Below are 12,055 nucleotides of genomic sequence, written 5' to 3'. Positions count from 1 at the left end.
TTAAAAGAAGGACTAAGACTAATAACAGTTTAAAATAAATAACTTATGTAAGAACCGTAGGAACTACGGGGATAGCCTGTGGAGAATTGATAAGACATATTTCAGTATGCAAGATTCTATGAAACAGGAACCCTGTGACTTTAGTCATGGGAGGTTCAGAGAGAATTAAGTTTGCCTTGTTTTATAGATAATGCAAAAGAAATAGTGGAGAATATAAAAATATTTAGTATAGAAGATTTCAAAAACAAAATGAAAATCAATGAGAAACTAGCTACATTAAATAAAAATAGATTTGAGAGTATTAAGTTTGATAGACTTGGGAGTCCTGCAATCTTAACTTATGATGGAATGCAATATAAAAACATAGAAGCACATAGTTTTACAAAGGAAGATGAAGACTTTGCAGATGGTTGTATTCGAATCATAAGTGGATTGTATGGAGTTATAAAACCATATGACAGCATATATGAATATAGATTAGAAATGCAGACAAAATTACAGATACAAGAATTTAAGAATTTATATGAATATTGGGGAAATAGCATATATAAAGAACTAATTAAAGAAAAAAAGGCTATCGTCAATCTGACATCAAATGAATACAGTAAATCCATAGAAAAATTTATTAAAGATAGTGATACATATATTACATGTACTTTTAAAGTAAGCAAAAATGGTAAATTGAAAGTTGAATCTACACAAGCAAAGAAAGCTAGAGGAATGATGGTAAAATATATTGTAAAAAATAGAGTAAGAGATATTGAGGAACTAAAGAAGTTTAATTTAGGTGGATATAAGTATCAAGAAAAGCTATCTGATAGTGGTGAATATGTATTTGTAAAAGAGTGGATAGTTTTAAATATTAAATAGTATTGTTAAATTTAGGTAAAATATGCTTATTGTGTATTGAATTGAGCTTAATTTTAAAATATAATTATTCTTAAATCAAAAAAAGAAAGGAGTGATCTTCCAAAATGGAAAATCACAAACAGATGCCTTGGCATTCAAGAGCAACACATGAAATTTTAGAAAGTCTAGATTCATCAGAAGAGGGGCTCACCGATACCGAGGCGGAAAAACGGATTAAAGAGAATGGTTTAAATGAACTGAGAAAAAAACCACCTAGAACAACTTTACAAATGCTTTGGAGTCAAATTACAGATGCTATGGTTTTAATCTTAATAGGAGCAGCCATATTATCTTTGATATTTGGAGAATTTACAGAAGCTTTTGTAATACTAATAATTGTAACAGTAAATGCAGTTATTGGAATCGTTCAAGAGAAAAAAGCAGAATCATCACTAGAAGCACTAAAAAATATGAATTCACCTATAGCTCGTGTTATGCGTGAGGGTGAAGAAAGTGTTATTCCAGCAAGTAATCTTGTAGTAGGAGATATTGTTTTTTTAGAAGATGGGGCGATGGTTCCAGCAGACCTTCGTTTAATAGAGACATCAAGTTTAAAAATTCAAGAAGCTTCATTAACAGGAGAATCTGTTCCATCAGAAAAAGACTCAGATACAATCTTATCTGAAGAATGTGTATTAGGAGACCGTAGCAATATGGCTTATACATCCTCAATCGTCACATATGGTAGAGGTGTAGGTGTTGTAGTTGCAACTGGTATGGATACAGAAGTGGGTAACATAGCGCATCTTTTAGATTCACAAGATGATTTTGATACTCCTATAAAACGTAAACTTAATACTGTTGGAAAGACATTAAGTGTAATAGGTATTATTGTATGCGTTGTTATATTTGCAATAGGTGCATTTTATCAGAGACCTCTCTTGCCAATGTTTATGATTGCAATTTCCCTTGCCATATCAATTATTCCAGAGGGATTACCTGCAACAGCTACTATTGTAATGGCTTTAGGCGTACAACGTATGGCTAAAAGAAATGCTTTAATTAGAAAATTACCTGCTGTTGAAACACTAGGAGGAGCTACAGTAATATGTTGTGATAAAACTGGTACATTAACTTTAAATAAGATGACTGTTACACATATTGCTGTAAATGGAGATTTTGAATCTGGGAAAGTTACATCAATAGATACTGCATCTGAAAAACATCCACTAGTATATAAAGAGATTGTTTATGCTGGTGCACTTTGTAATGATGCATGTATTAATCCAGATAAAACAGATGAAATATTAGGTGACCCAACAGAGGGTGCATTAATTTTTATGGCTAACAAATTTGGAATAGATCAAGAAGCTCTTGAAGAAGAATATCCACGTGTATTTGAACAGCCTTTTGATTCTGATAGAAAATGTATGACAACTGTTCATAATATAGATGGAAAGATTACTGCTTATACTAAAGGTGCAGTAGATGAAATTCTTGACTTATGTACTAAAATATTAACATCAAAAGGCGAAAGAAATATTACCGAATTGGATAAAAAGAATATACACGAATTATGTCTTACTATGTCTAAAGATGCATTGCGTGTACTTGGTTTTGCGAAGCGTGAGATTTCATCTATACCAAAAGAAGATAATGGAAATATAGAATATGATTTGACATTTATAGGTATGGTTGGTATGATTGACCCTCCAAGAACTGAGGTAATTGATGCAGTAAATACTTGTAAAGAAGCAGGTATAAGAACTATAATGATAACTGGTGACCATAAAGTTACTGCCACAACAATAGCTCATGAATTAGGAATATGGAATGAAGGAAATACTGTTATATCTGGTGATGAACTTGATAATTTAAGTGATGATGAGCTAGATGAGGCTGTTAAAAATGCTACAGTATTTGCACGTGTGTCCCCTTTTGATAAACTTAGAATTATACAATCTCTAAAAAGAATTGGAGAAGTGCCAGCAATGACTGGAGATGGAGTAAACGATTCTCCTGCCTTAAAATCTGCTGATATCGGTATAGCTATGGGTATAAGTGGTACAGACGTTGCAAAAGATTCTTCTGATATGATTTTAATGGATGATAGCTTTACAACAATTGCTTATGCAATAAAAGAAGGTAGACGTGTATATAGAAATATACAGAAAGTTATACAATTCTTACTTGTTGGTAATATAGCAGAGATACTTACATTGTTTGTTGCAATATTATTAAATTGGGACACTCCACTTCTTGCAGTTCATATTTTGTGGGTAAACCTTGCAACTGCTACACTTCCAGCCCTTGCGCTTGGAGTTGACCCACCAAGTAGAAATATAATGAAGCATCAGCCAGTGAAATCAACAACCTTATTTGAAAAAAATCTTATACAAAGAGTAGTTACTCAAGGTATATTTGTGGCAATAATGACTATTTTAGCATATAAAATTGGTCTTAATATAGAAAATCATGCTGTAGGTCAGACAATGGCATTTTGTGTATTAGCATTTTCACAAATGTTAAGAGCATTTAGTCAGCGTTCAAATACAGATTCCATGTTTAATAAAAATAATGGTAAGAATCCATTTCTTTTAATTTCATTTTTAACTTCTGCATTATTAATAGCAGTAATACTATTTGTACCTGTCTTTAGAAATGCATTCAGTTTAACTATTTTAAATGGTTCAGAATGGCTCATAACAATCATTCTAGCCACAATGTCTGTAGTTCAAGTAGAAGTTGGAAAAGTTATTAAAAGAAAAATTTTAAAAAAATAGTTGACAAAATTAGGAAAAATATATAAGATATAAAACATAGAAAAATTAAATAAATCTTATCCAGAGAGGTGGAGGGACTGGCCCTATGAAACCCGGCAACCAGTATATTTATATACATTGGTGCTAAATCCTGCGGCGAAAGCTGAGAGATGAGTATAATTAAGCTTATACAGAGCCTGAGTTATATACTCAGGCTTTATTTATTTTAAATCTCATCTGGTAAATAGTTTAATTTTTTTACTAAAATCTAAGGGGGATACAAAAATGTATAACAAAGAAACAATATGTGTACAAGGAAATTATAAACCAGGAAATGGAGAACCAAGAGTCTTACCTTTATATCAAAGTACAACTTTTAAATATAGTAGTATAGACCAACTTGCTGACCTATTTGATTTGAAAGTTGATGGACATATGTATTCAAGAATAAGTAATCCAACTGTTCAAGCCTTTGAAGAAAAAATAAGTTTGTTAGAAGGGGGAGTATCTTCTGTGGCTGTATCATCAGGTCAATCTGCAAATATGTTAGCTGTTTTAAATGTATGTAAATCAGGAGATAGTATACTTTGTTCCTCAAAAGTATATGGAGGGACATTCAATTTATTGGGACCTAGTCTTAAAAAATTTGGAATAGATTTAATATCATTTGATTTAGATTCAAGTGAAGATGAAATAGTAAAACTTGCAAATGAAAATACTAAAGTTGTGTTTGCAGAAACACTTGCGAATCCAACTCTTGAAGTTATAGATTTTGAAAAAATAGCAAATGTGGCTAAGAGAGTTAATGTTCCATTTATAGTTGATAATTCACTAGCATCTCCAGTGCTTTGCAATCCTCTAAAATATGGGGCAAACATAGTTACTCATTCTACTACAAAGTATTTAGATGGGCATGCTTCAAGTGTTGGGGGGATTATAGTAGATGGTGGAAACTTCAATTGGGATAATGGAAAGTTTCCAGAGTTAGTTGAACCAGACCCAACATATCATGGAATAAGTTATACTCAAAAATTTGGAAATGCTGCATATGCAACTAAGGCACGAGTTCAACTACTTAGAGATTATGGAAATTGTTTAAGCCCATTTAATGCATATCTTACTAATTTAAATGTTGAAACACTTCACCTTAGAATGGAGAGACACAGTGAAAATGCACTTAAAATAGCTAAGTTTTTAGAAAAACATGAAAATGTAGATTGGATTAACTATCCAGGACTTGAAGATAATAAGTATTATGAGAATGCCAAAAAGTATCTATCAAAAGGATGTAGTGGAGTTTTATCATTTGGAGTAAGAGGTGGATTAGAAAATGCCAAAAAATTTGTGGAAAAATTACAGATAGCATCTTTAGTTACACATGTTTCAGATGTAAGAACATGTGTTATACATCCAGCTTCAACTACTCATAGACAGTTAACAGAAGAACAATTAATTGCATCTGGAGTATTACCTTCACTAATAAGATTGTCCGTTGGAATAGAAAATGTAGAGGATTTAATAGCTGATTTAAATCAAGCTTTAAATTTCTAATAGTCTAAGAGAAAGAGAAGTGAAAAGATATGGCTTTAATACTACCAAAAGGATTACCTGTTATTAATAAATTATTGGATGAAGGAATAGATGTAATTTACAAAGAAGATTTTAATAAAGAATTAAAATATGAAGAGAATATAGATACAAAGATAGCTATATTGAATCTAATGCCTATAAAGATGGATACAGAATTAGATTTACTTAGAAGAATAGATAAAACAGGATTTAATGTATCTGTGGAATTTATTAAAATCTCAACAAGAGAAAGTAAGAGAGTATGCAATGAGTATGTTAAGGATTTTTATAAAACATTTGATGAAGCCAAAGAAGAACACTTTGATGGTTTTATAATAACAGGAGCTCCAGTTGAACAAATGGAGTTTGAAGAAGTTGATTATTGGGATGAACTAGAAGAAATTATGGATTATTCTAAAAGAAAAACTAAATCTACATTATATATATGTTGGGCAGCTCAAGCAAGTCTTTACAAATACTACAATGTAAAAAAACTTCCATTAAGTCAAAAATGTTTTGGGGTATTTAAGCATAAAGTAGATAAAAATAGTAAAATAGTAGATGGATTTGAAAAAGAATTTTTTGCTCCACATTCAAGACACACTACTATAAATACTGAAGCTCTAAGAAATAATAAAGAATTGAGTATTGTAAGCCATTCTAAAGAAGCTGGTCCTTATATAATTACAAACTCAAGAGATGTATTTGTAATGGGGCATGGTGAATATGATAAGTACACTCTTGATAAGGAATATAAGAGGGATATAGACAAGGGAGATGAGATATCAATACCTCAAAACTATTATATGAATAATGACCCTTCACAAGAGCCAACTGTCAAATGGAAAAAACATTCTGAGTTATTGTTTAGAAATTGGATAAAAAACTATCTACTACAATAAATTTGAGATGCCATATAAAAATAATTAAATAAGATATAGAAAATGATAGGTATAGAGATAGTCTTAATGATTCTTTATACCTTATTATTTTTTAAAAAATTTGACATTATAATAGTAGTTTTATATAATAAAACTAAACCGACTGACGGTCTATTGAAAGGAGAAAACATATGAGAATTGTAAAAGACCCTGAAGAACGTAAAGCTGAAATATTAGATACAGCTGAAATGCTTTTTTGTACTAAAGGTTATTCGAAAACTACTATAAATGATATTTTAAATGAAATTGGAATTGCAAAGGGTACTTTTTATTACTACTTTAAATCCAAAGAAGAAGTAATGGATGCAATTATAACTAGAATTATAGATAATGATATAAATATGGCAAAAAAAATTGCTTTAAATCCAGAAATTCCAGTGCTTGAAAAATTCTTTCAGATATTGATGTCTCAAAGACCTAGTGTTGGAAATAATAAAGAAAAAGTAATTGAACAATTCTATTTACCAAACAATGCAGAAATGCATCAAAAGACAATAGTTAAAACTATTTTAAACTTTACACCAATCTTAGCAGAGGTAGTAGAACAAGGAGTAAGAGAAGGAGTATTCAATACAAAGTATCCAAAAGAAACAATAGAGTTTTTGATTGCTTCTTCTGAGTGTATATTTGATGAATCAATGTTCAATTGGAATAAAGATGAAATGTTACAAAAAACAGAGGCTTTTGTTTATATTATGGAAACAACCTTAGGTGCAGATAAAGGTAGTTTTGATTTTGTACATGATATGATAATAAAGAATTAAGTTTTTGCACTATTTATTATTATATTTTGATTTTTAGTCATACTATATTTGAGATAATTAGTTGTAATGGGATTAAAAAGTGGGAAATCGGTGTAAAATATATACATCGATTTTTCATTAAATTTCATTAAAAATATATTATATAAAATTAGATATCAATAAGAAATGATATTTATAACTGAAGTTACAATATTGTAATTGACAATAAATACTTAATACTATAATATTTAATACATTAAATATTATAGTATTAAGTATTTATTAGTGAGATACGCTTAAGTCTAAGGTTAATATTCAGTAAAATAAAGCATTTTTGTAGGGAGAGTTTGTATGGATGAGATAAGTTTTAAGAAAGAGTTATTGGAATTGACTAGAGATATAAATATTAAATTTGCAACTTTATTGAGCCAATTTTATCAACCACTTGGTATTACAGCAGTGCAAGCCTTGATTCTGTCAGAACTATGTGAACATGGAGAGAAAAAAATAAGTGATTTAGGAAAAAATTTAAATATGACAAACAGTAATGTATCAGTAATATGTCAGAGACTTGAAAAGAATGGTTTTTTAAATCGTATAAGAGATATGGAAGACCAAAGAATTGTAAAAGTAAGGCTTACAAATAAATCACTAGATATACAGGAGAGTATTTCAAGCAGTATCTTTGATGATTATTTTGAAAATATGACTAGTGAAAAATTGCAAGATATGGAAGATATAATAGAAGGTTTAGAGAAGTTAAATAAGCTTTTAACTTACATTGATTGCAAATAACATAAAAAATAATTTAAAGGAGAATAAAATTATGGATGAACATAAACCACAGAAAAGGTCTGGTCTCTATTATTATACAATAATAATAATAGTAGTAATGTTTTTAAATGCTTTAATATTTCCAAGTCTAATGGATAAAAAAATGGTTGAGATTGACTATGGGAAGTTTCTTACAATGTTGGATACAGGAAAAGTAAAATCTGTTGAGATAGAAAATAATAGAATAGCAATAAGTCCATCTAGTAGTAAGGATAAGAATATATACATAACTGGTAGAATGGATGACCCAGAATTGGTAGATAGATTGAAAAATGCGAAAGTAGAGTTTAATAAGGTTATTCCTAAGGAAAACTCACCACTTTTAAGTATTTTACTTACATGGATAATACCTATAGGTATTCTTATGCTATTTGGTAATTTAATGATGAAATCAATGCAAAAGCGAATGGGTGGCAACAGTATGCAGTTTGGAAAGAGCAATGCTAAAATGTATGTATCTGCTCAAAGTGGAAAAAGATTTAATGATGTTGCTGGTCAAGATGAGGCAAAAGAAGCTTTAAGTGAGATAGTAGATTTCTTACACAATCCAGAAAAATACAAGAAGATAGGAGCACAAATGCCTAAAGGTGCGCTTTTAGTAGGGCCTCCAGGTACAGGAAAAACACTTCTTGCAAAAGCTGTAGCAGGAGAAGCAAATGTTCCATTTTTCTCAATATCTGGTTCTGAATTTGTTGAGATGTTTGTAGGAATGGGAGCATCTAGAATTCGTGATTTATTTAAACAAGCAAAAGAAAAAGCTCCATGTATAGTCTTTATAGATGAGATTGATACTATTGGGAAAAAGCGTGATAATGGAAGTGGATTAGGTGGAAATGATGAACGTGAACAAACTTTGAATCAGTTGTTAAGTGAGATGGATGGTTTTGATGGTGGAATAGGTGTAGTAATACTTGCTGCTACAAATAGACCTGATAGTCTTGATAAAGCATTACTTCGTCCAGGAAGATTTGATAGACGTATACCAGTTGAACTTCCAGACCTTGGAGGACGTGAAGCTATATTAAAGGTGCATGCTCAAAATGTAAATGTAAGCTCAGATATAGATTATAATGCAGTTGCGAGGTCTACATCAGGTGCTTCAGGCGCAGAACTTGCAAATATTGTTAATGAAGCAGCACTTTTAGCTGTTAAATCGGGCAGAGATATAGTAGAACAACAGGATTTTGATGAATCTGTCGAAACTGTAATTGCTGGATATCAACGTAAAGGAGCTGTAATTTCAGATAAGGAAAAGAAAATTATAGCTTATCATGAAATAGGTCATGCACTTGTTGCTGCTATGCAAAAACATTCTGCTCCTGTCCATAAGATTACTATAATACCTAGAACTTCAGGTGCATTGGGTTATACTATGCAAGTTGCAGAAGATGAGAGTGTACTTATGTCTAAAGAAGAAGCAATTGATAAAATAACTACATTTACAGGAGGTCGTGCTGCTGAAGAGGTTATTTTTAATACTTGTACATCAGGAGCCTCAAATGATATAGAGCAAGCTACAAAAATTGCAAGAGCTATGGTTACTCGTCTTGGTATGAGTGAAGAGTTTGATATGGTTGCTCTAGAGACAATAAGTAATCAATATCTAGGAGGAGATACTTCTCTTGCTTGTTCTTCAGACACTGCTGCCAAAATTGATGAAGAAGTATTTAGAATAATAAAAACTTGCCATAAAAATGCAACTGAAATTTTAGAAAACAATATTGAAAAACTTCATGAACTTGCTGAATATTTATTAGAAAAAGAAACTATTACAGGTGATGAGTTTATGGAAATACTTAATTTACAATAAAATAATTATTTAATGATTTAGGATAAAATCCTTTTAGATTTACTAAAAAGTGGTATAGCATTTATAAATGTTATACCACTTTTTAATATGGAAAAATCTTATTTAATATAACTAGTTTTTATTTTATATTGTATAAGTTTTGAGTAAGCTATCTTAATTTAGCAATATCTGTATTTGATAATTCCATTGTAAAATTCCAGTTACAGATATGATGTGTACAATTACATTTGGGCATATATTAGATTCTGTTTTTAATTTATGTAATAATTCTCTTAAAACTATATCTTTATTTTCTTCTGTACAGTTTGCACATAGGTAATCACCTTCTGGCAATATAGTTAATTCTTCTACAGAGGGATACTTTAAACAAATTGCAAACAGTCTAGATTTTTCTGGAGTTGTAATCATACCAGCCATATCTTCAAATAAAAATTGCGATTCTAATGATGTATCAAGTTGATTATAGAAATGTTCATGATAGTTCCATAAGTTTTTTAATGATGCATGTTCCATATTATTGGAAATAAGAATAACTCTTTTGGGAATATGCATTACAAAAAAATTATCTTTTTTAGTATCAATATTATTTAATTTGTTTTCATAATCTGTGTAAGCACGTTTAATTTTTTCTTTTGCATATTGGAGATAAGCTATTTTCTTATTTGCATTTTCTTCAGCTTGTTTCAGAGCTTCAATAACTTTATGTAGGTTATCAAGTTGTAATATGTCTCCAATTTCTGTTAATGTAAAATCCATTGATTTAAGTAATGCTATAGTTTGTAATTTTACAAGTTCTTGTTCAGAATAATATCTATAACCAGATGATTCATCTCTGTAACAAGGTTTTACAATACCAATACGGTCATAGTGACGTAGTGCTTCACTAGTCATACCTACAATTTCTGCAGCTTGTTTAATCGAAAAGTAATTTTTCATTCATTCACCTCTTGACTTTTTTGTAACACAAAAGTTTATAATACATTATATCATCTGTTGACATAAGTCACAATGATATAAAAAAGAAAGATTAGAGAGGATAACAAGTTATGATAGAATTAAAAAAAGTAACGAAGAAATACAAAGAAGCAGTTGTTTTAAGAGATTTTACATGTACAATTCAAGCAGATGGAATATATTGCTTGTTGGGAAGAAATGGTGCAGGAAAAACTACACTTTTAAAATCTATTGCAGGTTATCAGAATATTTCTAGTGGAAGTATTTATGTGAATGGAGGTTTTATTAGTACAGCAACAATGGATACTAGTGTCAGTTATATTGATAACTTTGCAAAACATTTTAATCTTCCTGTAAAAAAACTTATTAAAATTGCAGGAAAATTAAATCCTTCTTTTGACAATCAATTTGCCATTGAGATGATGGAACGCTTTGAATTGGATGGAAGTAAAAAGTTCAATAAACTCTCATTGGGAATGAAAACTATGGTTTCTACTATTATTTGTCTTTCAAGTAATAAACCAGTAATTCTTTTAGATGAACCAGTACTTGGTTTTGATGCAATTATGCGTGCAGAGTTTTACTCTTTATTAACAGAAAGTTTTTCTCAGAAACCAAGAATTATTATTGTTTCTACTCATATAATAGATGAAATTGCAAAAGTTATGCAAAAATTGATTATTATTGATAGAGGAGCATTATGCTTTTTTGATACATTACAAGTTATTAAGGATAAAGCATATAGTGTAAGTGGACCAAAACAAGAGGTAGAAGAAGCTACTAAAGATTTGAATATAATTGGAAATGAACAAGTTGGAGGTTTTTTGACAAGGCACATTTTTGACGTATCTATTAATTCTGAGAGTCTTAATATAGAAGAAATGTCTCTCCAAGATTTCTTTATTTATATGGTTGGAAGAAAGGAGGTAATTTAATATGAATCCAGTTTTAACAATTGTAAAACGTAATTTTTCGAGTAGCTTTATTGGATTTATTATTACAATTTTAGTAGTATTATTATCCAGTACATCTAGTGATGCAAAAATAGCCATAAGCCGTGGAAATTATACTTATCTTTATATATTAATAGTTCCATTTTTTATTGTATATTTTAATTTCAGCAAGCTGATATATTTAAATGCAACTAAAAAATATTACTTTTGGGGAAGTATGATAACATATATTATTACTGCTCTAGCAGTATCTCTCATAAATACTTTCATTCATCTTGTAATAGACCCGATTAATCAAACTCAAACAGTAATAAATTTATTAGAACTATGTGGTTGGTGGCAAAATGGACCATTTCTTGCTTTTTTCCAGCAATTTACCTTCCTATTGTTAGTATCTATATTTTTACATTTATTATTGTCTATGCAAACTTATTGGTATGGATGGATAACTGACATCACTCTTATAGCTATCATATGTATATTTGTTCCTATACAGCATTTGCGTGGCATACTGGTAGAGTTTTTTAAGCTTATTATGTTCAATAGCAATCCATTGCTACATATTGGAATTTGTTCAATAGGTAGTTTACTATTAGCATATCTTTGTTTGATTGTATTGAAGAAGAAAGCTATTTAACAA

General features: G+C 30.0%; 10 protein-coding genes and 1 riboswitch. Of the genes, 9 read left to right on the top strand and 1 reads right to left on the bottom strand.

What is annotated here, in order from left to right:
- Positions 1 to 171: 171 nt before the first annotated feature.
- The 7 genes from yaaA (at position 172) to ftsH (ending at position 9,508) form a co-directional block, all read left to right on the top strand.
- Positions 172 to 870, top strand: coding sequence for a peroxide stress protein YaaA (gene yaaA / locus Q3304_RS13110; protein WP_407813952.1), 699 nt, complete (start codon positions 172 to 174; stop codon positions 868 to 870).
- Positions 871 to 974: 104 nt separating this feature from the next.
- Positions 975 to 3,632 (top strand): cation-translocating P-type ATPase, encoded by a 2,658-nt coding sequence (locus Q3304_RS13105; RefSeq protein WP_407813953.1) that lies wholly within the window; start codon positions 975 to 977, stop codon positions 3,630 to 3,632.
- 53 nt (positions 3,633 to 3,685) lie between these two features.
- A riboswitch (SAM riboswitch) is annotated at positions 3,686 to 3,788 on the top strand.
- A 108-nt stretch (positions 3,789 to 3,896) separates the two neighbouring features.
- Positions 3,897 to 5,162: an O-acetylhomoserine aminocarboxypropyltransferase/cysteine synthase family protein gene (locus tag Q3304_RS13100; RefSeq protein ID WP_054276698.1), complete on the top strand. Its 1,266-nt coding sequence runs from the start codon at positions 3,897 to 3,899 to the stop codon at positions 5,160 to 5,162.
- Between the two features lie 29 nt (positions 5,163 to 5,191).
- The gene (locus Q3304_RS13095; RefSeq protein WP_407813954.1) at positions 5,192 to 6,082 is read left to right on the top strand and encodes a homoserine O-succinyltransferase; all 891 of its coding nucleotides are present in this window, start codon (positions 5,192 to 5,194) and stop codon (positions 6,080 to 6,082) included.
- A 170-nt stretch (positions 6,083 to 6,252) separates the two neighbouring features.
- Positions 6,253 to 6,885 (top strand): TetR/AcrR family transcriptional regulator, encoded by a 633-nt coding sequence (locus tag Q3304_RS13090; protein ID WP_407813955.1) that lies wholly within the window; start codon positions 6,253 to 6,255, stop codon positions 6,883 to 6,885.
- A 330-nt stretch (positions 6,886 to 7,215) separates the two neighbouring features.
- Positions 7,216 to 7,659 (top strand): MarR family winged helix-turn-helix transcriptional regulator, encoded by a 444-nt coding sequence (locus Q3304_RS13085; RefSeq protein WP_054270302.1) that lies wholly within the window; start codon positions 7,216 to 7,218, stop codon positions 7,657 to 7,659.
- 31 nt (positions 7,660 to 7,690) lie between these two features.
- Entirely contained in the window at positions 7,691 to 9,508 is a 1,818-nt protein-coding gene (gene ftsH / locus Q3304_RS13080) for an ATP-dependent zinc metalloprotease FtsH (protein ID WP_054276701.1), read from the top strand.
- Positions 9,509 to 9,661: 153 nt separating this feature from the next.
- Here the strand turns inward: ftsH and Q3304_RS13075 are convergent, their stop codons facing one another.
- Positions 9,662 to 10,444: a MerR family transcriptional regulator gene (locus Q3304_RS13075; RefSeq protein ID WP_054270304.1), complete on the bottom strand. Its 783-nt coding sequence runs from the start codon at positions 10,442 to 10,444 to the stop codon at positions 9,662 to 9,664.
- A 110-nt stretch (positions 10,445 to 10,554) separates the two neighbouring features.
- On the opposite strand from Q3304_RS13075, the gene Q3304_RS13070 reads away from it, so the two are divergent.
- Both Q3304_RS13070 and Q3304_RS13065 read left to right on the top strand, forming a co-directional pair.
- The gene (locus tag Q3304_RS13070) at positions 10,555 to 11,397 is read left to right on the top strand and encodes an ATP-binding cassette domain-containing protein (RefSeq protein ID WP_407813956.1); all 843 of its coding nucleotides are present in this window, start codon (positions 10,555 to 10,557) and stop codon (positions 11,395 to 11,397) included.
- Between the two features lies 1 nt (position 11,398).
- Positions 11,399 to 12,052 (top strand): hypothetical protein, encoded by a 654-nt coding sequence (locus Q3304_RS13065; RefSeq protein WP_407813957.1) that lies wholly within the window; start codon positions 11,399 to 11,401, stop codon positions 12,050 to 12,052.
- Positions 12,053 to 12,055: the final 3 nt, after the last annotated feature.

The sequence above is a fragment of the Clostridioides sp. GD02377 genome, assembly GCF_045899875.1.
Taxonomy (GTDB): Bacteria; Bacillota; Clostridia; order Peptostreptococcales; family Peptostreptococcaceae; genus Clostridioides; species Clostridioides difficile_A.
Note: the sequence above shows the minus strand (reverse complement) of the source record. Positions and strands in the feature narration are given on the sequence as shown.